The 21,967-nt window shown below is 49.1% G+C and carries 23 protein-coding genes and 2 pseudogenes; 11 read left to right on the forward strand and 14 right to left on the reverse strand.

The window, feature by feature from the left end; translation table 11 throughout:
• From LC084_RS09355 to LC084_RS09375, 5 genes and pseudogenes are all read right to left on the reverse strand, one after another.
• Positions 1 to 420, reverse strand: a complete 420-nt coding sequence (locus LC084_RS09355) for a DcrB-related protein (protein ID WP_226570875.1) — start codon at positions 418 to 420, stop codon at positions 1 to 3.
• Complete coding sequence (locus LC084_RS09360) at positions 417 to 2,342, reverse strand: type VI secretion system Vgr family protein (protein ID WP_226570876.1); 1,926 nt, start codon at positions 2,340 to 2,342, stop codon at positions 417 to 419. The genes LC084_RS09355 and LC084_RS09360 overlap by 4 nt, the downstream gene beginning before the upstream one ends.
• A 382-nt stretch (positions 2,343 to 2,724) precedes the next feature.
• A complete protein-coding gene (locus LC084_RS09365; protein ID WP_226570877.1) occupies positions 2,725 to 4,020 on the reverse strand; it encodes a DUF1254 domain-containing protein in 1,296 nt (431 codons plus the stop codon).
• Positions 4,021 to 4,150: 130 nt separating this feature from the next.
• Positions 4,151 to 4,225: pseudogene (locus tag LC084_RS09370) on the reverse strand (glutathione peroxidase); the annotation flags it as partial.
• 10 nt (positions 4,226 to 4,235) lie between these two features.
• Entirely contained in the window at positions 4,236 to 4,487 is a 252-nt protein-coding gene (locus tag LC084_RS09375) for a LysR substrate-binding domain-containing protein (RefSeq protein WP_226570878.1), read from the reverse strand.
• A gap of 309 nt (positions 4,488 to 4,796) precedes the next feature.
• On the opposite strand from LC084_RS09375, the gene LC084_RS09380 reads away from it, so the two are divergent.
• Together LC084_RS09380 and LC084_RS09385 are read left to right on the forward strand one after the other, a co-directional pair.
• Positions 4,797 to 6,137: an MFS transporter gene (locus tag LC084_RS09380; protein WP_404808360.1), complete on the forward strand. Its 1,341-nt coding sequence runs from the start codon at positions 4,797 to 4,799 to the stop codon at positions 6,135 to 6,137.
• The gene (locus LC084_RS09385; RefSeq protein ID WP_226570880.1) at positions 6,134 to 7,177 is read left to right on the forward strand and encodes a cyclase family protein; all 1,044 of its coding nucleotides are present in this window, start codon (positions 6,134 to 6,136) and stop codon (positions 7,175 to 7,177) included. The genes LC084_RS09380 and LC084_RS09385 overlap by 4 nt, the downstream gene beginning before the upstream one ends.
• Positions 7,178 to 7,528: 351 nt before the next feature.
• On the opposite strand, the pseudogene LC084_RS09390 reads toward LC084_RS09385, so the two are convergent.
• Both LC084_RS09390 and LC084_RS09395 read right to left on the reverse strand, forming a co-directional pair.
• Positions 7,529 to 7,732, reverse strand: a pseudogene (locus LC084_RS09390) (transcriptional regulator); the annotation flags it as partial.
• A 79-nt stretch (positions 7,733 to 7,811) separates the two neighbouring features.
• Positions 7,812 to 8,711 carry a LysR substrate-binding domain-containing protein gene (locus tag LC084_RS09395; protein WP_226570881.1) on the reverse strand — a complete coding sequence of 300 codons (900 nt, stop codon included), beginning with the start codon at positions 8,709 to 8,711 and terminating at the stop codon, positions 7,812 to 7,814.
• Between the two features lie 165 nt (positions 8,712 to 8,876).
• Here LC084_RS09395 and LC084_RS09400 point away from each other — a divergent pair, with 165 nt between their 5' ends.
• The 4 genes from LC084_RS09400 to LC084_RS09415 all read left to right on the forward strand — a co-directional run bounded on the left by LC084_RS09400 (position 8,877) and on the right by LC084_RS09415 (position 12,083).
• Complete coding sequence (locus tag LC084_RS09400; RefSeq protein WP_226570882.1) at positions 8,877 to 9,410, forward strand: sugar ABC transporter; 534 nt, start codon at positions 8,877 to 8,879, stop codon at positions 9,408 to 9,410.
• A 4-nt stretch (positions 9,411 to 9,414) separates the two neighbouring features.
• A complete protein-coding gene (locus LC084_RS09405; protein ID WP_226571195.1) occupies positions 9,415 to 9,741 on the forward strand; it encodes a hypothetical protein in 327 nt (108 codons plus the stop codon).
• Between the two features lie 13 nt (positions 9,742 to 9,754).
• A complete protein-coding gene (locus LC084_RS09410) occupies positions 9,755 to 10,594 on the forward strand; it encodes an MBL fold metallo-hydrolase (protein ID WP_226570883.1) in 840 nt (279 codons plus the stop codon).
• Positions 10,595 to 10,835: 241 nt separating this feature from the next.
• Positions 10,836 to 12,083, forward strand: a complete 1,248-nt coding sequence (locus tag LC084_RS09415) for an MFS transporter (protein WP_226570884.1) — start codon at positions 10,836 to 10,838, stop codon at positions 12,081 to 12,083.
• 148 nt (positions 12,084 to 12,231) lie between these two features.
• Here the strand turns inward: LC084_RS09415 and LC084_RS09420 are convergent, their stop codons facing one another.
• Positions 12,232 to 12,672, reverse strand: coding sequence for a GNAT family N-acetyltransferase (locus LC084_RS09420; RefSeq protein WP_226570885.1), 441 nt, complete (start codon positions 12,670 to 12,672; stop codon positions 12,232 to 12,234).
• 325 nt (positions 12,673 to 12,997) lie between these two features.
• Here LC084_RS09420 and LC084_RS09425 point away from each other — a divergent pair, with 325 nt between their 5' ends.
• Positions 12,998 to 13,789: an MBL fold metallo-hydrolase gene (locus LC084_RS09425; RefSeq protein WP_226571196.1), complete on the forward strand. Its 792-nt coding sequence runs from the start codon at positions 12,998 to 13,000 to the stop codon at positions 13,787 to 13,789.
• Between the two features lie 28 nt (positions 13,790 to 13,817).
• On the opposite strand, the gene LC084_RS09430 is transcribed toward LC084_RS09425, so the two are convergent.
• On the reverse strand, positions 13,818 to 14,330 hold the full coding sequence (locus tag LC084_RS09430) for a DUF523 domain-containing protein (protein WP_226571197.1): 513 nt from the start codon (positions 14,328 to 14,330) through the stop codon (positions 13,818 to 13,820).
• A gap of 254 nt (positions 14,331 to 14,584) precedes the next feature.
• On the opposite strand from LC084_RS09430, the gene LC084_RS09435 reads away from it, so the two are divergent.
• The gene (locus LC084_RS09435) at positions 14,585 to 14,989 is read left to right on the forward strand and encodes a tautomerase family protein (protein ID WP_226570886.1); all 405 of its coding nucleotides are present in this window, start codon (positions 14,585 to 14,587) and stop codon (positions 14,987 to 14,989) included.
• A 68-nt stretch (positions 14,990 to 15,057) separates the two neighbouring features.
• Here the strand turns inward: LC084_RS09435 and LC084_RS09440 are convergent, their stop codons facing one another.
• Positions 15,058 to 15,951, reverse strand: coding sequence for an NAD(P)-dependent oxidoreductase (locus LC084_RS09440; RefSeq protein ID WP_226570887.1), 894 nt, complete (start codon positions 15,949 to 15,951; stop codon positions 15,058 to 15,060).
• A 64-nt stretch (positions 15,952 to 16,015) separates the two neighbouring features.
• A complete protein-coding gene (locus LC084_RS09445; RefSeq protein ID WP_226570888.1) occupies positions 16,016 to 16,567 on the reverse strand; it encodes a Crp/Fnr family transcriptional regulator in 552 nt (183 codons plus the stop codon).
• 189 nt (positions 16,568 to 16,756) lie between these two features.
• Between LC084_RS09445 and LC084_RS09450 the strand changes: the two genes are divergently transcribed.
• Both LC084_RS09450 and LC084_RS09455 read left to right on the forward strand, forming a co-directional pair.
• The gene (locus LC084_RS09450; RefSeq protein WP_226570889.1) at positions 16,757 to 17,359 is read left to right on the forward strand and encodes a TetR/AcrR family transcriptional regulator; all 603 of its coding nucleotides are present in this window, start codon (positions 16,757 to 16,759) and stop codon (positions 17,357 to 17,359) included.
• A gap of 52 nt (positions 17,360 to 17,411) precedes the next feature.
• Complete coding sequence (locus LC084_RS09455; protein WP_226570890.1) at positions 17,412 to 18,329, forward strand: alpha/beta fold hydrolase; 918 nt, start codon at positions 17,412 to 17,414, stop codon at positions 18,327 to 18,329.
• Positions 18,330 to 18,488: 159 nt separating this feature from the next.
• Here the strand turns inward: LC084_RS09455 and LC084_RS09460 are convergent, their stop codons facing one another.
• A complete protein-coding gene (locus tag LC084_RS09460; RefSeq protein ID WP_226570891.1) occupies positions 18,489 to 19,517 on the reverse strand; it encodes a GGDEF domain-containing protein in 1,029 nt (342 codons plus the stop codon).
• 258 nt (positions 19,518 to 19,775) lie between these two features.
• Here LC084_RS09460 and LC084_RS09465 point away from each other — a divergent pair, with 258 nt between their 5' ends.
• The gene (locus LC084_RS09465) at positions 19,776 to 20,705 is read left to right on the forward strand and encodes a LysR family transcriptional regulator (protein ID WP_226570892.1); all 930 of its coding nucleotides are present in this window, start codon (positions 19,776 to 19,778) and stop codon (positions 20,703 to 20,705) included.
• 24 nt (positions 20,706 to 20,729) lie between these two features.
• Here LC084_RS09465 and LC084_RS09470 read toward each other — a convergent pair whose 3' ends face one another.
• On the reverse strand, positions 20,730 to 21,245 hold the full coding sequence (locus tag LC084_RS09470) for an SRPBCC family protein (protein WP_226570893.1): 516 nt from the start codon (positions 21,243 to 21,245) through the stop codon (positions 20,730 to 20,732).
• Between the two features lie 240 nt (positions 21,246 to 21,485).
• A complete protein-coding gene (locus LC084_RS09475) occupies positions 21,486 to 21,923 on the reverse strand; it encodes a hypothetical protein (RefSeq protein WP_226570894.1) in 438 nt (145 codons plus the stop codon).
• Positions 21,924 to 21,967 lie beyond the last annotated feature (44 nt).

Raw genomic sequence — 21,967 nt, forward strand, 5'->3', positions numbered from 1 at the left:
TTATGCTCCAGGTTGAAATCCATCTTTAATCGCGGCCCAGAATGCATCTGCGCTGGCATCAAATGGCGTGATTCGGGTGAGTGTCATCACCATCAGGTGATCCTGGTGGCGCAACACAGCAATGCGCTCATTTACCCTCGTGGCCTGGTTATCGAAGCTGAGAGCAACTTCCCGGGCATCCAGGCCCGCCACCAGGGTTGGCTGGATCTCCCCCAGCACGACACGTTTCATGGTGCGCTTAATTTTTGCCAGTTGCTGGTTAAGGTAGTTTTCCTCGTCGCCGGGTTTTACATCCCAGGCGCGGGTAATCACCAGTGAAGCACCTGCATCGTCAAATTTAAGGATGGTGATGCTGTTGTCCTGGCCGGCTTGCGGCAGGGTTAGCGTCCCTTCAGAAAGCGTAAATACAGGCTGACTCATGCGTTACCCGTTCCCTTTTTAAACACAGCAGCAACCGCTTGCTGGATATCATTAATCGTTGGGTTTATCGCCGTATTTTCTGACGGCGTTGTCAGGTTAAGATCCAACATGCCGCGCGTATTAATTTGCCCGCCGCCTGAGGCGTTGATGGCAAAATCTGAGCACAGCAGTGTGACCTGCCCTCCTGCCCCCAGTACCAGCGCAGAATTGCCGGAAACCAGCCTTATTTCTGTATCGGAGGCCATCACCATTGCGCCCTTCACCAACTGGGTATACCCGCCACCCACCACTTCGTTCTGAGCAAGCTGTGTCGCCTGGGTATGTGCGCCTTCCACAGTGCCGGTGTAATCCTGTGTCACACTCACTGTCCGTGAGCCACCCACGCTGTGGGTTTCATCATTCTTGACCAGGGTATCCATATTGCGCTGCGCCTGAACCCAGACCTGCTCTTCGCCGGGTTTATCTTCGAAACGCAATGCGTTAGCGGTGCTGGCAGTGCCGTCTTTCGACCGGCTGAGAAAACCCATTTGGGTTGCGGCGGCAGGTAATGCCCAGGGGGGCATACTGGCTTCGTTGTAAACACGCCCGGTAATAATCGGCCGGTCCGGGTCGCCGTTAATAAAATCGACCACCACTTCATCGCCGACGCGGGGAATTTGTACCCCGCCATACCCCTGGCCTGCCCAGGCACTGGAAACGCGAACCCAACAGGAACTGGTATCATCCCCTTTCGCCAGGCGATCCCAGTGGAATTTCACTTTTACCCGGCCATATTTATCGGTCCAGATGCTCTCCCCTTTGGGGCCAACAACCCTGGCTGTTTGCGGCCCAAAGGTACGCGGCCAGGGTGTTTTTTGGAGCGGGCGGAAAACCACCGTAGAGGGGATAACACTGAAATCAATACGGTGAACAGTGTTGCTGTCTTCACCACTGGCATAGCGGTTTTCTTCGAAGGTGTACTCTGCCGCCGTGACCAGGTATTCGCCGTTATCATCAAAAAAAGCTGCGTTAGTCAGTTGGAAGGTATTCCCCGGCACAATACCAATGGCGGTTGCCGTTCCGGCGATTTGCTGGTGTTCAACTTGCCAGCGCTCCTGGCGAATACGTGCGTAAAACTCACCATGCCCATGTTCGACAAAGCGACCAGGCCAGTCGTACACGTCGATGGCTCCCGGTGCAGGCGAGGCCGGGTTTTGTCGGCTCTGGAACAGCCAGGCATTGGGTTTGCGGAAGTCATAGTCATCCAGGCTGTACAACCCTGGGGTGACGCAATCTTCGATAGCCCACTGCCCGATCCCTTCTTCGTCGGTACTCCCGCCTGATTGTGTCTGGTGGTAAGGGATAATTTCGTAGCCCGTGAACGGTGTGTTTTGGGTCGCGGAATCGGTCAGGATCAGGGTGTGTTTATCGGCTTCGTGGCGGAAATGCCAGGCTATCCCTTCCAGCTCCATCAGGCGGCAAATAAAGTCAAAGCTGCTTTCCTGGTACTGAACGCAATAATCCCAGATTCGGTAGCTGCCAATCAGCTTGTCTTCGAGATTGACGTTGTACTCACCCAGCAGGGTTTTCACAATTTGTGGGACGGTTTGCCCCTGGAAAATACGCAGGTTGCGGTCGCGTTTCATGGGCCAGAGGTCTGGCTCCACCGTCAACTGGTAGACTGCGTAGCGTGTGCCAGATAGCTCTACTGCGCTCACGGCCACACGGGTAATTTTGCCATTGATATAACGGTCTGTGGTCAGGGTTTGAGTCGGAATGGTCACTGTGACGGGCTGGCCCAACAGTTTGCTGCGATCCAGACGGGCATCCGTCCCCAACAGTTGCAGATTTAATGCGAAAGATTCAGAGATAGCTTCCCGGCCAGAAAGTTTCCAAAAGACAAGTCCATCCGCCGGTAATTGAACAGTGATGCGATTGAGCATAAATCGGTTCCTGGCATCCAGATGGGCGCCATTCCCGGCCCCCTGATGAAAATAATGATGCAGATTTATGGGGGAGCTACCGCACGGCCCCAACGATGAAAGATAGGCATTATCTGATTCAACACAAATCGACACACTAGGAATCATCTGAATACAGACGTATGTATTTGAAAGGATTTTGAATGTTATGAGTTGAATGCCCCGGCAAATCAGGTTTCCCCATCAGGGCAGGCCTGTGCTTTCCTGGTTTTTTCCTTTTATTGCCAATATTGCGATTATTGTGCAGTTATAGAGTCTTTCTCTTTATCACCCATATTTTGGGCACTTATTTAACTGCTGAGGTTTACTGCAGGGCCTGTTATTGCAGGCCCTGCCCGCCTGCTTATTTCACCACTTCCACTACCGGGAACTTATATTCTCCTTCCTGAATGGCTTTGCTCGGCCCGTACATACGCATAATGATATAGGCGTCTTTTTCAGGGATCGGTAACCAGTTGGCGTCTTTAGCGTCGCCTTTGGCGCTAAGCTCTATGGTATACATGCCATCCGGCCCCGGTTTAAGGGTGCGGTCCCCACGGCTGTGGCGGTTAATGGCATTGTGCGCCATCAATTTGGTATCTGTGGCATACACCGTGAATGACCAGAACTGGCTGACATCCGGTGCCTTAAAGTGCATACGGTATTTTTTCCCGTTGGCTCCATTAATATTTTGCCCGTCAGAACCTTTCACTTCCTGTAAGTAAACAGATTCATCTGGCGGAAGCCCCCATTGCCCCAGATAAGTTCCTTCGGCAAACAGGTCGCGCTGGCCATTTTGTAACTGTTCACGGGTGCCGAGTAGTTTCCCGGCGTTTTTCATTTTTGGTGCCAGTTCCGCCAAATACGCCATCCCCAGTTTTTCTCCCCGTTTGGCGGCATCCAGTTGTTCTGGGGTGAAGTCTTCCTTGCAGGGTGCCAGGCCAATATCCTTATATTTATCCAGCCATTTTTTGTCCGTCGTGCCCATGTCGCCTTCACACAGCACAAAGTTCACCCGCTGTAACCAGTTGGTTTTGGCCGGGTCCGGGAATGTGCGCTCTTTCGGTTTGGGCCCAGGTACACCGAGATAAGCTGAGAGTGTGCGGATATTCCAGTCATCCATGTAATTGAGTGCCGTTTTTTCATCCTCTTTTCCTGTCGCCATGATACGGCCCATCAGCTTGAGGAAATCGGAATCCACCCGAATAACTTCGGTCACACTGGCGGGTACTTCACCTTTCCATGAACGGGCGGCAAACATAAAGTGGCCGCCTTTGGTGCCACGCAGGCGGGAACCAATCATTGACGTGGTGTAATGCCCCATATCCATGGTGTGCAAAATCCAGTAACGCCCTTTATCCATATCCGGAATACTGACAATAACCGGTTCCGCAGCCACATCCAGCCAGCCCATTAAATGCAGGGTGTCGTTGTTAATGGTTGGGTGGTCGGTGTAGGTATCATCAGCAATGTGGCGAATGTTCTGGAAACGGTTCAAAGGTGTACCGGTCTTGATAGCCGTTTCATAAAAGAACTTGTACGCTTCATCCATCGAATACGCATAGATAAAGGCATCTTCAGCGTATTTATCACTTATTTGTTGCGCACATGCAGCGCCACTTGCCATAAGCAAGGCCAGAGACAACAGAGTTTTTTTCACGCTAAATCCCCTTATATGAGAGAACGAATTAAGCGTAGCTAAATATCTTACTTTTTGTGTGGGATTAAGGATTGTTTAAGCTGCAGTAATATTTGCAATTTAAGAGCGGCTGATGGTGCAGGGTGCAATGTCTGCCTGCATAGTCGGCCATAGAGATGGGCTGGCCCCGTAGGTTGGTAGCTGTGAGTTGATAAAAGGTAGTCATGGCAGGTGAATCAATTTTGTACGCGCAATGTTGCTTTGATTGTATCGATAAACAGCCGCAGTGCGACGGGCATATGCCGGTTTTGTGGGAAGTAAAGCGCAATGCCTTGTGACGAAACTTCCCAGTCGCCCAGCAATCTAGTCAACTGCCCACTGGCAAGCCACTGCCGGGCGTAGCACTCCGGTACATATGCCAGGCCCATCCCACTTACGGCGGCTTCAACCTTTAACGCACGGCTTTTCCCACTACATGCGATCCACATTCACACATCACATTCACAAAGCGCATTGCAAAATGGTGTATCTCAATCACTTATTGATTATTAATACTCATATTTGAGTATTTGTGATCAAATTCATAGTTGGAAAAATACCGATAACATACTATAAACACCGATATGACAAGCGCGGTTCGCAATGATTACTTTCAATCACAACAAAAAGCAGTCTTTCTGTCTTCCAACATTTGCTAATACAGGACCTTCACTAAGAAAAGCACCTGAACATCACTTTATGACCAATATCGCGCCCAATGCGATTTAATCACCTGAACAGAGCTACAGGAGTCAATGATGTCGTCAAGTACCACTGGATCACCCGAATACACACGGGGCAATAAAAAAAAGGGGCGGTTCCGTTTCGCCATCCTGACCGTTCTTTCAATCGGTGTGGCGATTAACTACATCGACCGTGCCGCCATGAGTGTTGGCATCCCTTTTATGACCGATGACCTGCATCTCTCCCCGACTGACAGCGGCCTGTTACTGTCTGCTTTTTTCTGGAGCTATGTGTTATTCCAGCTGCCTGGGGGGTGGCTGGTTGACCGCCTGGGGCCACGCATAACCTTCGCACTCAGCAGCCTGGGCTGGGGGCTGGCAACCGCTGCCTGCGGTTTAGCAAACGGCATCACGGCACTACTGGGGTTCCGGTTTGTGCTCGGTGCAGTAGAAGCGCCCGCCTACCCGGCCAGTTCCTCCACCGTGACACGCTGGTTTCCCCGCCAGGAAAGGAGCTTTGCCGCCGCGACTTTTAACAATGGCAGTAAAATCGGCGGCACACTTGCCATCCCCCTGATTTCGTTTTTGATTGCGCTGGTCGGGTGGCGTATGACGTTCGTACTGTCCGGCGTCATCGCGATTATATGGGCAATCATCTGGTATGTCTGGTACCGGGAACCGCAAGAGCACCGCGCGATTTCCGCTGAAGAACTCGCCTTTATTGAAGCCAATCAGGATGACCAAACCGGCCACCCCATGAGTGTTCGCCAGCTTATCTCTCAGCGCACCGTGCAAGCCATGATGGCGGGTTTTTTTTGCATTAACTTTGTGTCTTATTTCTTTTTTACCTGGTTCCCGTCCTACCTGGTCGATACGTTCCATCTGTCCTTGATGAAGCTGGGGTTACTGGGCATGTTGCCTGGTATCGCGGCCATTGTCGGCGGATGGTGTGGTGGTTTATTGTCCGACTCACTGGTCCGCAAAGGCTACTCACTCAGCATCGCACGCAAAATTCCTCTGGTGGGTGGCATGCTCGGCAGCGCTTCCATTGGGCTCGCCGCCTTTTCCCCCACCGTAGGCCTGGCGCTGGCGGCACTGTGCTTTGCCAACTTTGCCGCGACATTCGCTTCCGCTGCGTTATGGGCGTTGCCTTCAGATGTCGCCCCTAATAAAGCCAATGTCGCCACCATTGGCGGTATTCAAAATATGGCGGCGAATCTGGCCGGGATTATTTCCCCCGTCCTGATTGGCGTCATCATGCAATACACCCATTCGTTTTCGATTCCTTTAATTCTCGCGGGTGTCGTCGGCATCGCAGGTGCAGTGATTTACGGGGTGTGGTTACCCACCGTTAAACCTATGACACTGACCGCAGAAGGCACCACGATTGAAACTTCAACCCGGAGTGAAATATGACGAAGAGATGGAAAAAACGCCCTCCCCTGTCCACCTGGGGTGACTTTGGCCCGGATGACCAACTTGGCCGCCTCAACCTGTTAACCGCGGGCAAAGTACTGGAAGGGATTGCAGAGGTAAAAGAAGGGCGCACGTTTTGTCTGAGTTTGCCGCTTAATCTGCCCGGCGGCACAGCCATGAATCCCCGGCGTCCGCCTCCGCAACTTACTGCGACACGGCGCGGGGAATGCGCCAACATGACGTACCCCTTATCACGGGACGATGCGCACCTCACCGATATTATCTGTGATGATACCGTCACGCTGGCGCTGCAATACTCCACCCAATGGGACAGCCTGGCGCATATGGGGCAATGGTTTGATGTCAACGATAATAATGAACCTGAAATGGTTTTCTATAACGGGTTCAAGGCTGGCGAGGACATTATTGGCGAAACCGATTACCGTACCGGGCACCACTGCCAGCACGGCACACATCAAGGGGCGAATGCCTTAGGTATCGAGAATATGGCAGAACAGGGTATTCAGGGGCGGGCTGTTATGATTGATATCAAACGGCACCTGGGTATTGCGCGACGCGCCATTCGCTATGATGACATTGAAACGATAATCAAGGCCGACAACATTGAGATCCGCCCCGGCGATATGGTTTGTTTCCGCACCGGCATGGATGAAGCCATTATGGCCATGAACGGCGAGCCGGATATGGCGTATCTTTCACAGCATTTTGCCGGGCTGGATGGCCGGGACAATGCCTTGCGCCAGTGGGTGCATGACAGTGGTATTGTCGCGTTACTGGCTGATAACCCGGCCGTCGAAATACTGCCAGCGACCCCGACGTTGGACGAAACGTACCCCTCACATCCACTCCATGATTTGTGCCTGTTTCAGTTAGGTGTTTATCTGGGAGAGCTCTGGTTAATGAGCCCATTGGCCGACTGGCTTGCCAAGCACCAACGCACGGCATTCCTGCTTACCGCCCCGCCGTTACGCTTACCCGGTGCAGTCGGATCGCCGACAACGCCGGTCGCCACGGTCTGACCCCCAGTAGCCCATGGGGCTTTGCAGCGAAGGGGACGCATCGCGTTCCACGGGCGCACGGGTGCACAACCCGATGCGTCCGCCTGTTTCTCTGGTGCCGGATGACTTCCGCCCTGGCTTCAGGTGTTACTTCAGGCCTTTCCTGCCGGGTCTACCAGTTGCTCGACATGTATATCAACGTGATGAAAAAGAAGGGAAAGTGTGGTTTTTCCTTCTTTTTAGTTAGCAGGCGAAAATCAATACATTGATTTTCCTGGTTTTTTACTGGGTGACACCCTCTGGTTCTGTGCGGATATGAAGTTTGTCATCAGACTCATATATCTGTTTTTTCAAATATGAAAACAACAACGCTTAACACACCGACGAGCAACAGCCTTCACCCTTTTTCGCCCGTGGCGCACAAGCTAAAGCCCGAACAGTCTCCTGTTCACTTAACCGGGTCTGCTCAATAACCTGAGCAACCCAGCCGAGGAATTGTGGCGACAAACAGTAATGTACCCATTCCCCCTGCTTACGCCCCAGGAATAATCCGCGTTCATTTAACATACCAAGGTGGTACGTCCGCATCTGGCACGCAGGGACGAGCTAACAGTCCGCTTTGAGGGAGGAACAGACGTCACCTCATCGTTTGGTATTAAGCTGTACTTGCAAGCGTATTCATTTCAGCAAGCAACCAGCGTTCAAAACACTCCAGAGCTGCCTCATTTAGTCCCGTTTCCGTCGGTTTTACTAAACAGAATTTTTTGCTAAGGCTGTCTGAAGCTGGCCAGGGCGAAACAAGCATACCGCAGCTCAACTCATTCTCGATATACATACGCGGAACCAATGCAATCCCTTGTCCCGCCATAACAGCAGCGATTACCATTTCATGAAGATCGTACCACACACCCTGAGCCGGGTTATCAAGGTGTATTCCATTTTCCCGGGCATAGTGATGCCATGCATCAGGATTCTGTCGACGGTGAATTCGCGGAAGTTCGTTTAACTGTTGATTGACGTCACTGTCTGTCAACAATGCAGGGTGGCAAACAGGCAGCAGATTTTCCTGAAACAGGAATCGCATACGCATACCTGCCCATGCGGAATGTTCAAAATGAATGACAGCGTCAAAGCCACTGCCTGGCAAAATAAAAGGATCTATTCTGGCCGAAATATTTAACGTTATGTCCGGGAACAAAGCGTTAAAGCTGTTCAGACGAGGAATAAGCCAACGGCAGGAAAAGGTCGGCAGGACCGCGATATCCAGATTCTTACTGCCTTCAGGCATTCCCATTATGTACTGTGTGTCTCTTTCGAGCCGATCGAGAGTTTCATGCACATGATGTGCGTAGCGCGCGCCGACAGGGTTAAGCTTCACCCTGCTTCCCATACGGTCAAATAATTTACAGTTCAGCAAAGCTTCAAGACGCGCAATCTGGCGGCTAATGGCCCCTTCCGTCAACGACAACTCCTCTGCTGCCCGGGCAAAATTACCATGTCTTGCGGCAGCATCAAAAGCCTGCAGGGACGCACTACTGGGTATTTTTCTGCGCATAAAACCTGCCCCTTTCTCAGAGCCTGCAAAGTGCTTATGTTGACTTAATGTCACTATTGAGTGACATATTATCGATTTTAAGTTGTTAAATCAGCTTGTAGCATGATTAAAAGTCATTAAGAGAATGTATTTTCTTACGTCTATGTTTCATGTGGAGATGAGCTGATGTTCTATACCGTGGAATGCTCGTATAACGACTCTGAAAGCGAGGCAGAATGGAATGCCTTTTACAGCAAGAAAAAACTACCCGCTTTAATATCTGTTACTGGCTTTGCTACATCCCAACGCTTTCGTGCAACCAAATCCGGCTGCCCTGTATACCTTGCCATTCATACCATTAGCGATGCGGATGTTCTCAGCAGTGATGATTACCGTTTAAAAGGAGGCGGTAATTTCTCTCGTTGGCAGGCCTGCATTACTGACTGGCACCGTAATCTGTATGCAGGTGAAGACCTGGCTCCAGCCATATCTTCCGATGAAATTCTGCTATTGAGTTCAAAGCCAATAGCGTTTTTAGATACAGAGCTGGGATACAGGGGGCTGGAAATGCATGCGGTGGGGCTGGATAAATTCCCTGTATATCGTGTTGCATATGTTTTGCCTGTTGAAATTGGCCCACTATTTACAGAAGCCCCCAATGTGTACCTCTACGAGCCTCTGATAGAGCAGTTGCAGAATGCTGAAGAAGGGAAGCCATAACATCATGCCTAATCTGACTTTTTATATTTCTGATAATCACTGTGACAAGTTTAAAAGCCTTGGTGATTTTACCCATAAATGCAGTGTCCTGTGCTGTGAAATCCTTGGTGCAGAACCCAAAAATGTTCATATCATTTTTGTCGATGTAAAGGCAGGATGCGGGCAACTGGTCTATGCCGAGCTTTTTTATCGTTTGACAACATTACGTACCCATGAAGTGATGGAGAACTTTATGCGCCAACTCGATTTTGCCACTAAGCAGGCCTCTGGTCTGACCACCCGTATTCGCTGTTTTGGTTCCCCAACAGAACACATATTTGCCCGTAACTAATCCCGAGGTATCAATGAGCCATTCCTTTCCGTTCCGTCAAATTGGAGATTTTCAAATAACTGCGCTGAGTGACGGCAATATGTCCGCCAGTCTGGATTTGTTGTCAGGCATCGAAAAAGCTGATGCGAACATCATTCAATGCAGTGCCGGAATCAATAAGCCCGATGAGATCCATATAAACTGCTATCTTATTCGCGGTCGGGGCCGAATAATTTTGGTTGATGCTGGCACAGGATCGCTGAACAACATGGCAGGACAACTCAAAGAAAATCTTGCAACAGCGGGTGTCAGCCCTGACGACGTCGATACAGTTTTATTGACGCACTGCCATCCGGATCATATTGGAGGCTTGCTGGATTCTGAAAAACAGCCAGTTTTTAAACGCGCTGAAATTATTCTTCATCCTCTCGAGGTGCAATACTGGCAGGATGATGAAAAACTCAAAATAGCCAATGAACGTGGGCAACGTAATTTTTGGCTGGCCCGCCAAATGTTAGACGCATATGCCCAGAACGTGCGTTTTTTTAACGGCGACAAGATAGCAGAAGGTATTCTCCCGGTATGGCTACCGGGGCATACCCCCGGGCATACAGGATTTCGTATCGATGGGGATGAAAAATGCTTATTAATATGGGGAGACATCGTCCATTATCCTCATATTCAGTCAGCTCAACCGGCTGTTACTATTTTATTCGACACCGACCCCGCTCAGGCCGAGGAAACAAGGAAGAACATTATGGAAAAAGCTGTCAGGGAAAAACTGCTGATTGCAGGTATGCACTTAAGTCAGGCCGGGTTTGCCAGCGTTCTCAGAGAAGGTAGTGGATACCGCATTTCCTACTCTGAGAAATAAATGGGTATGCCAGCTAAGTGTTGATTAGCCGTGTTTAAGGTTATCTTTGTCCGCGCCTGGCACGGGGCAAACTGTAGTGGCAAAATTTATGAGCGCACTACGCGCTCATATTGTCACTACTGAAATACAGAATAACCGTAAAGCAACTATTTAATTTCACAAGGTGATTAACATCTGGATACTTTAGAGACAAAGGTATACTCGAACGCATTTATCAGCCAAAGGCACTGTCAGAGTTTATATGCATAATAAAAAAGTTTTTGCTTTTCATTTCTCACCTTTTCGTTTTTTATTTTTCGCACGCATGCTGACGGTTATTGGCAATGGTGTTGCCCCTATTGCACTGGCATTTGCGGTACTTGATATTGGCGGTTCAGCATCTGACTTAGGCATTGTTGTTGCGTCCCGCTCTGTCTTTAACGTCGTATTTTTGTTGTTTGGTGGTGTGCTGGCAGATCGTTACTCGCGTAGTCAGGTATTGGTCTCATCTTCAATCGTTGCAGCAGTATCACAAGCTCTCGTTGCTGGGGCCGTGCTGGCGGGGTCAGCGACAGTAACAAATCTTGCATTACTCGGCATTTTAAATGGTGCGGCGGCAGGCATCGCATTACCCGCTTCTTCAGCATTAGTCCCCCAAACTGTTCCGGCACAAAGCCTGCGTGGAGCCAATGCTTTAATTCAGCTCGGCATCTATGGTGGAACAATGTTCGGTGCCTCGCTGGGGGGGATTCTGGTCAGCGCTGTTGGCCCCGGATGGGGACTCGGAGCCGATGCCATCGGCTTTGCTGCCTCTGCGCCACTTTATTTTCTCATTCGAGTTAGCTCAATCGAAACATGCCAACCGACAGGTAATTTCTTTCAAGACTTACGAGAAGGATGGATAGAATTCTCACGCCGAACCTGGGTATGGTCGATTGTATTGCAATTTACCATTATCAATGCCGCTTTTAGTGGCGTGATGATGATTCTTGGTCCGGTGATCGCTGATGTCTCTTTTGGACGAACCTATTGGGGGATGATTGTTGCAGCACAAAGTGTTGGTCTGATGGCTGGCTCATCTTTGGCCCTGCGATGGCGTCCAAGGCGAGATCTTTTTATCGGCGTTATGCTAGTTGCGTTTTGCGCTGTGCCCATTTTTTTGCTGAGTCAGTTTGCTTCGGCATGGTGGCTCATTGCTACTTTTTTTATTACTGGCGTCACCTTTGGTCTGTTCGGTGTATCCTGGGCTCATTCACTACAAACGCATATCCCACCGGAAAAGTTGGCTCGTGTATATGCTTATGATGCTGTGGGGTCGTTTGTGGCTATCCCATTTGGTGAATTAGTTGCCGGGCCATTGGCATTCCATTTTGGTAGCAGTAATGTACTTTTCATTTCCGCAATAGCTGTACTGCTCGCTACCTTCTGTGCATGCTTGACCCCTTCTATTAGAAAGTTAGATACCACTTCATATGGTCAGGTACAGAAAACAGCAGGCTCAGCACGATAACAAACAGTAACCATATTTATTTACAGAGTCTGATTCAGTCAGGCTCTGTTCCCGCGAGTGATATCCAGAATCTTTAAAGAGCATTTAATCTCTGCCACCAGCGTGAAATAGCTGATGGACTGTCATGTCATGACCTGCTCCCATTGAACTAACATAGCACGATTGTTCCTGGCACGGAGCGGACCAGCTGACTGAGATGAAGGGCTGCTTTGGGGTTGGTGGTTTCGGCCGTCCAGTCGAATTTTATGCAACCATGTTCTATGGCAAAAGCAGCTATAAATCGCATAAGTGACTTACCTACTCCCTGGCCTCTCACTGCTGCCGAGGTAAAAAGATCTTTCATATACGCTTGCCCAGAGCACTTCGGTGCCGGGAACATCAGAGTGAATGTAGCAAATCCGACGAGTGTCCCGTTTTGCCATGCGCCCAGTACAGTCACACCCGAATAAGCAGAGAAAACTCGGTGAGTCAGATAAGAGAGCATTTCGTCATAGCTGGCAGCCTCATTCCCGAAGTAATACGATTCCATTTCGACAAAAACCCTTGCCAGTTGCGGAATATCAGGCGCATCACAGATCTTAATTTTCATACACTTCCTTTATTTTCACTTGGTCAATAACCCACTCTAACTTAGCGTTTCAGCGCTTGAGACAAAGTAGACAATTGTTATCTAAAAAAGTCCCTGCCTACCTCGTCAGTTACAAAGAGCGGTTACTTAACCTGAGTATTTTCTCTCAATATATTACGGAATATATAAGCACAAAACGGCACATGCCTGATTGGCAATCTGCCATGCTAACCACGGTTACCAAAATGTGAGTATTAGGCAGGCAAGTAACAGATGAAGTCAGTGGAAAATATTCAGGTCGGGCAGCTTATTTGAAGCCGGGTTCAATATGGGAGCATTCAGCACAATGATTACTTTATGCAAGGTTTGCGGTACTTCTTATGCGTTTCTCGACGCCCCGTCGGAATGTTGTGAAATCTGTGCTGATGAGCGCCAGTATGTGCCTGTAGCTGGCCAACAATGGGTTGAATGGCCAACCCTGATTGCCACACATACAAATAAGTGGAAGCAGTTTAAAGACAATATATTTAGCATTACAACAGTTCCTGAATTTGCAATTAATCAGCGTGCATTCATCCTAAAAACGGCTAATGGTAATATTCTTTGGGATTGTATAGCCGTACTTGATGATGCCACAAAAACACTTATTTCTTCACTGGGTGGACTGAAAGCTATCGCTATATCACATCCGCATTTCTACACCACAATGCAGGAGTGGGCTGCAGAGTTTAACGCGCCAGTTTATCTTCACTCGAGTGACCGGCAGTGGGTAATGCGCGGCAGCCCGTACATTACTTTCTGGGATGGGGACTCACTACAATTAGCTCCTGATGTTCGTTTGATTCATCTTGGTGGGCATTTCTCTGGCGGTAGTGTTCTCCACTGGGAGCAGGGAGATGGGATCCTGTTTTCAGGGGATATTGTTCAGGTAACACCGGGGGGAAAGAACGTATCATTCATGTGGAGTTACCCTAACCTCTTACCATTATCTGCAGAAACGGTCAGAAGCATAATGAACCGCCTGAGCATTGTTAAATACTCACAGATATATGGTGCATTTGAAGGGCGAGAAATAACCGAACATGCAGATAATATTGTCCAATTTTCTGGGCAGAAATATATTGATTGCCTGAAGTAACTCATGCTGAAAGCGATCTGATTTTCCTTCACAAAGGAAATTCAGGATTTTCTTTTTCCGCAATCCAGCTAACCAGTTCTGCAAACTGGGTGTCGGAAAAAACAGCAATACCCTGCTCAATGAGCAATGCTGCCGCAACACCCATACCTGGCTGGCGTTGCCCGCTAAAAGAGCCGTCGTAGATAAACTGGCTGCCGCATGTTGGGCTGCCGTCTGTTAATAACGCAGCGGTGCAACCAGACTCCTGTGCCGCCCGCAGGGCCAACCAGGCTGCAAGTTGATAATGCGCAGTCACATCCTGCCCGGTTTTTTCAATTATTCTGCCCTGCCCGTGCATTACACCTGTGCCACCGTTAGCAGAACGAATCTCTGCCGGTGAGCGAGGTACAGGTAACCCCGCAGACAATTCAGGGCAGTGAATAACCAGGCGTTGCTCCTGTTGCCAAAGAGCAAGTTGCTCTGCCATCTGTGCTTTCTCACTTGCGTTATAACGAACTTTAAAACCCATCAGGCAGGCACTTACCAGAATTTTATTTTTCATCATTTCCCTGCATTGCGGTGGCAGAACAGAGTAAGTGTAACGCTTCGGTGGGCTACATTTCCCCTATATTATAGAATACCGTACAGGGCGAAGCAGAACCCGACCCCGCCAGTAAACAGCAAAATAAAGCGCTGCTACGCCCGCTCCACAATCACAGTTAACGTTGTACTTATTTTTCGATTATGCACAGTACCCTGTTATTAAATAACTACTGTGGCAATATCTTCTGGTAATCATTGAATTAAGGATACGTGATGCCTGGAATTACCCTTACATTATCTGGTGAAAAGAACCCACAATTAACCAAAGCCTGTGTTGCTTTAGCCACTCAAATCACATGCGACATATTAAAGAAAAACAGCTTTGAAACCATGGTGATAATCAGGCATGTTGCTGATGACGACTGGTTTATCGATGGCAAAAGCCTGGCTGAATGGGGGAAAAACTCGTTCAGACTTGAAGTCACAGTGGTAGATGAAACCTGTAGCAAAGATCAGAAAGCCGCATACCAAAAAGCAATCTACAACGCAATGGAACAGGCGATAGGTAACTTGCACCCACAATCCAACGTACATGTTATTGATTGCAAAGCAGCATCCTATGGGTACACCGGAATCACACAAGAATACAGGTACCAGCATAAAGACGAGTTTTACTGAAAACCGGTATAACCCGACGCCTGCCGCTATTACAGTGCCAGTATCCACGACTGGCACCCGTACCAGGCTTATAAACCGGCCATCATTCTGGATATCTCAGTTAATGCACTCCAGTCTTTTTTACCCAGCCCAATATGTTGTGCGGTAACCAGGTTGTGCTTTGCGCCAAGAATTGCTGACGGGATTACATCGCAGGAATTAAACGCTTTTTCAAAAATACAGGCATCCTTTAAGCCAGCAGACAGCTCGAAACCTGCAGTATCAAAATCTCTTTTGGCAATTTTCCCGGCATACTCTTTAATTGCTTCATTCCCTGAAAAGAACAATTCCACTATATTCAGCACTAAAGAATTTTCGAGCTGCATTTTCTCTGCAAAAGTAAAAATCTCCCCCAGCATGGCGAGTTGAGCCATCGTCATATAGTTGACACAGATTTTCATGGCACTTGCCGCACTGGCGGCTTCTCCCACATGCACCTGCCTGATTGAGTATGTTTCAATTACCGGTAAAGCTTGCTGAATGGCTAAGCTGTCCCCGGCCAGAAACGTGATTAACCGCCCCAGTTCAGCGGCATCTGGCCGTCCAACAACCGGTGCAGATATATAATGGCAATGATGTTTCTCGTGCTCTGCCTTGAGCTGGTCTGCTGTTGATGGCTGAATAGTGGTTAACCCAATATGGATTTTCTCAGGTGCAATAGCATTGAATATCCCGTCCTGACCATGGCAAATATCAATCACCGACTGGTCATCAAACAGGCTGGTAAAAATAATATCTGAACAGGCAACCAGTTCTGGTATTGTTTTGGCAACCCGTGCGCCATTTTCTTCAAACGGCCTTGTTTTAGACAATGTCCGGTTATATACAATTAAATCATAACCTGCCTGCTGAATATTTTGGCACATACCACTGCCCATCTTACCCAGCCCAATAAAACCGATTTTTAATTTTTGCGCTGCCATTTTGCATCCCCTTACGGTGAACTGTGATTTGTCAGCAAGATTACCGCAGGCGATTTATAGCGCATTAACAATTGTTAACTGAATCCTTGTTTTTTGACCTGATTCGGCTCAATGAGACAGGCGTAATACCAAGGTAGGTAGCAATATAATGATGCGGAACCCGGGAAAATATATTGGGTTGCAGCTTGAGTAATTCATCGTATCGTTGCTGTGGAGTATTCCGGATTCTGGATATAAATAGCATTTGGTAGTGGTATAAACGTGTCATGATATAATCATCAACGATGCTTTTTATCGCTGGCTTTTCATTAATCAACTGAAAAAGCTCTGTACGCGTAATGGCTCTTAATCTTGAGTCAGAAATTGTCTCTATATTATATAAAGCAGGAACCTCATGTTTCAGGCTTTCAAAAGAAGTGACTACATCGCCCTCAAAAAAAAACTGAAAAGTGACATCATCGCCATTGCTATTAAACCATGATCTTACGCACCCCTGTTCAATAATAAATATTTTTTGGCATATATCGCCTTCATTGAGCAAAGTCGTTTTCTTTTTAGCAGTGATAAGATGCCCGGTTTTCATCAACTCAGGCATATTAAAAGTATTATGATTCATCTTGTTACAGTGCTTTTAACAGGAGGCGGTGCCCTGATAATAGCACAGTAGTGTAAAACTGCCTGTGGTACTGCATCATGGTGTGCCCCAACCACCTGCCCCGAATATCACGATCTGCGAAATCACTTTAACTATGCAAAGTATTATGTAATTATTTAGGAATCGATCATTTCCTAAATGGTATAAATCATGCCACAGCAATCACGAGGGGTACGCGGGCGCCCCCGCCAGTTTGATACCGACAACGCACTTGATCTCGCAATGCAGGTATTTCGTTCCAAAGGCTATCACAGCGCGTCAATCAGTGACCTGAGTGAAGGTATGCAACTCACTGCTGGCAGCATTTACAAGGCCTTCCATGACAAACGCAATTTGTTTTTACAAGTGTTTGCACGTTATACCTCGCTGCGTAACACCGCGCTGAGCCTGCGGCTGGCAGCATTACCAACAGGCCGGGAAAAAATAGCAGCGCTGCTGCACTTCTACCTGGAATCAGCCAGCAGCGTTGAAGGACGCCGTGGGTGCCTGGTCGTTGGCAGTGCCATTGAATTACAGCAGTTCGACCCGGAGCTTTCCGGTTTGGTTACAACGGCACTACAGCGAAATCAGCAAGGTATTCTGCAACTGATTCAACAAGGGCAACAGGACGGTTCTGTAAATCCGCAATGCAATGCAGAAGCACTGGCGAGCGTACTGTTATGCCTGGTACTGGGCATGCGTGTCGCCGGGAAACTGAATGACCTTCCCGCCCAGGAACAGATAGTGTCAACGGCACTGGTACTACTCGACTAAAAATTTTTAACCATATTGGAAATGATCATTCCCTAAATAACCGGAGGATGTTATGCCTGATAACACAATGAACTGCACCTGGTCACAGCCCGTTAGCGGCCTGCCCGGCTTTTCCCACCATTTCGTTACTGTAGACGGCATGCGCCTGCACTATGTGAGCGGTGGCAACCCACAAGGTGAACCTCTGCTGCTATTGGCTGGCTTCCCGCAAAGCTGGTATGCGTGGCATAAGGTGATGGCGCAATTAGCTGACCGCTACCGAATTATCGCGCCAGATCTTCCCGGCCAGGGCGATTCCGACAAACCTCAGTTTGGCTACGATACACAATCTTTGGCTGAGAAAATTCATGGGCTGATGCAACAACTGGCCATGGAGCACTATTACCTGGCAGCTCATGATGTAGGGGCCTGGGTTGCCTGGCCATATGCCATGCGCTACAGCCAGCAGGTGACCAGGCTGGCATTGCTGGATGCCGGCATACCCGGTATCACGTTACCAGATTCCCTGCCAGCCACACCGGATAAAGCCTGGAAAACCTGGCATTTTGCCTTTCATTTGTTGCCCGACCTGCCGGAAGCATTAATCACCGGGCGTGAAGAGGTCTACCTGACATGGTTCCTACGGCGCAAAACGGCCAGCCCGATGGTATTCAGCGATACTGATATTGCCGAATATACCCGGTTATTGCAGCAAAATGGCGCCCTGCGGGCCGGGCTAGCTCCATACCGGGAAATCACCGCTTCAGCCAGGCAGAACCGAACGCTACGGGAACAGGGGAAACTCCAGGTACCACTGCTGGCAATCAGTGCAGACCAGGGTTCCATTACCGATATGGCCACACCACTGCGCGAATTTGCAGATGACGTTACCGGAATTACCATTGCCAACAGCGGCCATTTTATTCCGGATGAACAACCAGACGCGTTATCGGAAGCACTGGCAGCTTTTTTCCAGCCACGGGCAGAATAACCGGGCACCATTCCAGCAAGCCCCGGTACCATCCCCCAGGAGGTGTGCCGGGTCACTTTGCGGTGGTGTGTGAATAAGATGGGGCAAATAAGTAGTGCCAGGCAGGTAAGAGATGTTCAGAAGCCACGCAGGCTGTTTTGTCGCTCACCCCCGAGCCCATTACGTTAACCGTTCTTTTTGGTTAGCAGCCGCCCGCCTGCGCTCTTTTTTCTCTTTATACATCGCGGTGTCAGCCAGTTTAAGGGCATGTTCCACGGAACATTTATCCGGGGAGACACTGACCACCCCCACACTTGCGCCTTCATACCATAAACACAAATTGCCAAAGGTATATTGCCCACGCAGCGCGGTATGAATGCGGTTTTTAATCGTGGCAATTGCCAATTTCTGGGCGGCCTTTTTTTCCGGGCCCAGGCAGGCCAGCAGAAACTCATCGCCGCCTATTCGGCCAACAATATCTTCTTCGCGCACAATATGTTGCAACCGTTGCCCAATGTCCTTTAGCAGTTCATCTCCGGTATCATGCCCCAGGTCATCATTTATTTTTTTGAATTCATCCAGGTCAATATAACTGATTAATACTGTGCGATTAATTCGTTTGGCCAGTGAAAACAGAGCAGGTAGCCGGTCGAATATTGCCCGCCGGTTCGGCAATTGGGTCAATGCATCGGTATAGGAGTGTAATGCCAGGTGGTAATTATCTTGTTTGAGCTGTTCGATAACCAACAGCTCTTCGGCATAACGGGCGATGATTTTTGCCAGCGAGACAAGGCGCGTTACCGTTACCTGGCAATCTTCTTTTTCTTGCTTACTGACTGAGTTAACCGAGCCGTACAATGTGCCATCGCGCAATATGATCGGCACACTCAGGTGGGTGCGCATTACTGCGGCTTCCAGTTCAGGAAACTGGCCGTAGAACTCAGCCAGGTCTTTCAGGCAGTAAATACCCTCTCTTAGAGTCTGCCCGGATAAAATCTGCTGCCAGGCGGCGTGTCTTTCGCTTGAAATAATATGGTAACGGGACAATTGCGCTGAGCCAGGCACAATAACAGATGAGTATTCACGCTCCAGCACCATTACCCAGGGAGAATACAGACCAGAATCCGTTCCACAAAACTGCATCAGTTCTTTGATAAAACTGTTATCAGTATGAAGTAAGGACACATTCCCACCCGTGTATTCGTTCATTCGCACTCCTAAGGAACCGTTATTTTTATTATTTAAATCAGCACCTTTAATCAACTGCGGTAGAGACTCACTTAAAGTGATTAGCTCAGAATACCATTACAATTAATAAACGTAATCTATCAAATACATTTTTGGACCCGGCTCACATTATCTTGTTTATCGGCACAAACCCTGCTTTCTATTAGCCTGCACATTGCTATCTATACCTAGCACACTAAGATATCAACAGAGTTGATTAATTTTACAAAATTGATAGATATGAAAGATATTAAAGCACTGGATTTCAATCTGCTTAAAGCGCTTGATGCATTGTTAGATGAGCGCCACGTTACGCGGGCAGCCAGCAAATTAGGGGTTACCCAGCCAGCAATGAGCGCCATGCTGACCCGCTTACGGGCTACATTTGATGACCCACTGTTTGTCCGTTCCCAGCGTGGTATTGTGCCAACCCAGCGGGCACTGGATCTTGCTATGCCGCTCAAGCAAATCATGAGTGAACTTGGCGCATTATTACAGCCTCCTGTTTTCGACCCGGCCACCGCACACCAAACGTTTTCTATTGCCGCAACAGATTACGCACTCCGCGCCATTGCTGTGCCTTTTCTTCAGGCATTAAAGCGCCAGGCCCCTTTTATTCAGGTGTCGCTGGTGCCCGTTGATGATGCCCAATTAGCTGTACAGCTGGAGCAAGGAGAAATTGACCTGGCGTTGGTAACACCCGAAGCAGCCTTGCCTAACCTGCACGCACGGAACTTGTTTCAGGAACACTATGTTTGTGTGGTGCGGGAAGGCCACCCGGTGCTGGCTAAAGGAAATACACTGGCACTGGAAGACTTCTGTACCCTGGATCATGCACTGGTCTCTTATGCCGGGGGCCAGTTTAGTGGAGTAACAGACGACGCACTGAAAGCGCTGGGGAAACAACGTAATGTCACATTATCCGTTAAAAGCTTTTTGATTCTGCCAGAGATCCTGCGCGCCAGCGATATGGTGGCAATTCTCCCCCACCGCCTGGTTAACGGTGTGCCAGGCCTGGTGGTGATGGAACCGCCGCTTAGCGTTCCGGGCTTTACCAAAACCGCTGTCTGGCATGAGCGCACCCACCGCGACAACGCACAACGGTGGATGCGGGAACTGCTATTCACTGCTTGCAGTGAAAGTAAGCCGCTGGCGATAACGGGAGAATAACGGGTTATTCCCCTGAGCCTGCCATTACTGTTTGGCTTTACGGGCAGCAGCAACCAGGCCATCAAGCCAGTCCTGGTGCCCGTTAATCATCGGGTTCGGTTTGGTGGCAGCCAGTTCTTTAGCCGGGTTACCGTTCTGGGTCTCCTGGGTAAGAATGCGTACACGGTTTTCCGATAAAGCTTCAATCAGCCATGCGTGGTGCACATCCAGGCGGCTATCACTGTTCTCCTCCCCGGCCCAGCCATGCCATGCCAACCGGGCAGGCTGGCCTTTAACGGGAGCCACATGTTCCACACATTGCGACTCCACCGGGAAACCAAAGGTTTCGAAATAAAACCGGGCTCCCAGGCTCAGCTCTGGGCCTTTATTATCGTAAAAACGGGCATTAGCAGAGTTAGCGTAATAACCCGGCCATTGTGCTGGCACATTCAGCAGAGGCCAGATGTCTTCCACACCTAATCCTTCCACAATCACTTCATTGGAACAGAAATTATCGGTAAATCCAGGAACATAACCCGCGGGCCAAATGATATCGCTCATGTGCGGCTCCTTATTTATTTGTTGAAAAGCGTTTATTTGTTGAAAAGAGATGCATAACTGATGGGCAAATCATCGGCAAAAATAAGTTATAAATCTAATCCTGAAAATTAATATACATCATCATTATTTTGTATATCTAAATACAACCCGTGCTAATGCAGCAACACAAAAAAGCCAGGTGCTGAACACACCTGGCTTAACCCATTACTTCACATTCAGTGCAACGGCACTATTACCCGCTTAAAGCCCGCAAGCCGGAAGCGTTTCCCAGCGCGGCGCTTTCAGGTTGCCCGCAAAATGCCACACTAACTCGGCTAACAACCCGGCCAGGGATTGACCGGTTTCAGGTGGTAACCCCTGTAGAGTGAGCACCTGAGTCAGTGCCAGGCAGTAATCACACAACAACTCGGGGCTGGGTTCGAAAACCGGGGCTTCGGGCAGGACATCTGCCACAAACTGCTCAAGCAGATGCGGGGGGATTGGGTCATCCAGGGTTGGGCGCAATAGTGCAAGTGCTGCATTCAGCCGGGCAAGCAACGCCATTTTCAATGCAGGATCATCGCTTTCCAGCATGGTCTGAGCAAAATGCTCGCAGTAAGTGGCCAGTTCGGTGAAATCAGTTGCAGCACTAAAAGGAACAGACAGCAAATGGCTGCCAAGGGTGAGGATTGTTGCCATAGGGCACCTCCAACAAGGAATTGATTTTTCCCGCCACCGGAAAT

The organism is Mangrovibacter yixingensis (assembly GCF_020523985.1).
Lineage (GTDB): Bacteria > Pseudomonadota > Gammaproteobacteria > Enterobacterales > Enterobacteriaceae > Mangrovibacter > Mangrovibacter yixingensis.

Excerpts from the sequence above, each read along its gene's own strand:
- LC084_RS09410 (WP_226570883.1), top strand. The coding sequence starts at position 9,755 with ATGAGCCATTCCTTTCCGTTCCGTCAAATTGGAGATTTTCAAATAACT.
- LC084_RS09465 (WP_226570892.1), top strand. The coding sequence starts at position 19,776 with ATGAAAGATATTAAAGCACTGGATTTCAATCTGCTTAAAGCGCTTGAT.
- LC084_RS09405 (WP_226571195.1), top strand. The coding sequence starts at position 9,415 with ATGCCTAATCTGACTTTTTATATTTCTGATAATCACTGTGACAAGTTT.
- LC084_RS09435 (WP_226570886.1), top strand. The coding sequence starts at position 14,585 with ATGCCTGGAATTACCCTTACATTATCTGGTGAAAAGAACCCACAATTA.
- LC084_RS09360 (WP_226570876.1), bottom strand. The coding sequence starts at position 2,342 with ATGCTCAATCGCATCACTGTTCAATTACCGGCGGATGGACTTGTCTTT.
- LC084_RS09375 (WP_226570878.1), bottom strand. The coding sequence starts at position 4,487 with ATGTGGATCGCATGTAGTGGGAAAAGCCGTGCGTTAAAGGTTGAAGCC.
- LC084_RS09475 (WP_226570894.1), bottom strand. The coding sequence starts at position 21,923 with ATGGCAACAATCCTCACCCTTGGCAGCCATTTGCTGTCTGTTCCTTTT.
- LC084_RS09425 (WP_226571196.1), top strand. The coding sequence starts at position 12,998 with ATGATTACTTTATGCAAGGTTTGCGGTACTTCTTATGCGTTTCTCGAC.
- LC084_RS09470 (WP_226570893.1), bottom strand. The coding sequence starts at position 21,245 with ATGAGCGATATCATTTGGCCCGCGGGTTATGTTCCTGGATTTACCGAT.
- LC084_RS09450 (WP_226570889.1), top strand. The coding sequence starts at position 16,757 with ATGCCACAGCAATCACGAGGGGTACGCGGGCGCCCCCGCCAGTTTGAT.
- LC084_RS09420 (WP_226570885.1), bottom strand. The coding sequence starts at position 12,672 with ATGAAAATTAAGATCTGTGATGCGCCTGATATTCCGCAACTGGCAAGG.
- LC084_RS09395 (WP_226570881.1), bottom strand. The coding sequence starts at position 8,711 with ATGCGCAGAAAAATACCCAGTAGTGCGTCCCTGCAGGCTTTTGATGCT.
- LC084_RS09380 (WP_404808360.1), top strand. The coding sequence starts at position 4,797 with ATGTCGTCAAGTACCACTGGATCACCCGAATACACACGGGGCAATAAA.
- LC084_RS09445 (WP_226570888.1), bottom strand. The coding sequence starts at position 16,567 with ATGAATCATAATACTTTTAATATGCCTGAGTTGATGAAAACCGGGCAT.
- LC084_RS09400 (WP_226570882.1), top strand. The coding sequence starts at position 8,877 with ATGTTCTATACCGTGGAATGCTCGTATAACGACTCTGAAAGCGAGGCA.
- LC084_RS09385 (WP_226570880.1), top strand. The coding sequence starts at position 6,134 with ATGACGAAGAGATGGAAAAAACGCCCTCCCCTGTCCACCTGGGGTGAC.
- LC084_RS09440 (WP_226570887.1), bottom strand. The coding sequence starts at position 15,951 with ATGGCAGCGCAAAAATTAAAAATCGGTTTTATTGGGCTGGGTAAGATG.
- LC084_RS09455 (WP_226570890.1), top strand. The coding sequence starts at position 17,412 with ATGCCTGATAACACAATGAACTGCACCTGGTCACAGCCCGTTAGCGGC.
- LC084_RS09430 (WP_226571197.1), bottom strand. The coding sequence starts at position 14,330 with ATGAAAAATAAAATTCTGGTAAGTGCCTGCCTGATGGGTTTTAAAGTT.
- LC084_RS09355 (WP_226570875.1), bottom strand. The coding sequence starts at position 420 with ATGAGTCAGCCTGTATTTACGCTTTCTGAAGGGACGCTAACCCTGCCG.
- LC084_RS09460 (WP_226570891.1), bottom strand. The coding sequence starts at position 19,517 with ATGAACGAATACACGGGTGGGAATGTGTCCTTACTTCATACTGATAAC.
- LC084_RS09415 (WP_226570884.1), top strand. The coding sequence starts at position 10,836 with ATGCATAATAAAAAAGTTTTTGCTTTTCATTTCTCACCTTTTCGTTTT.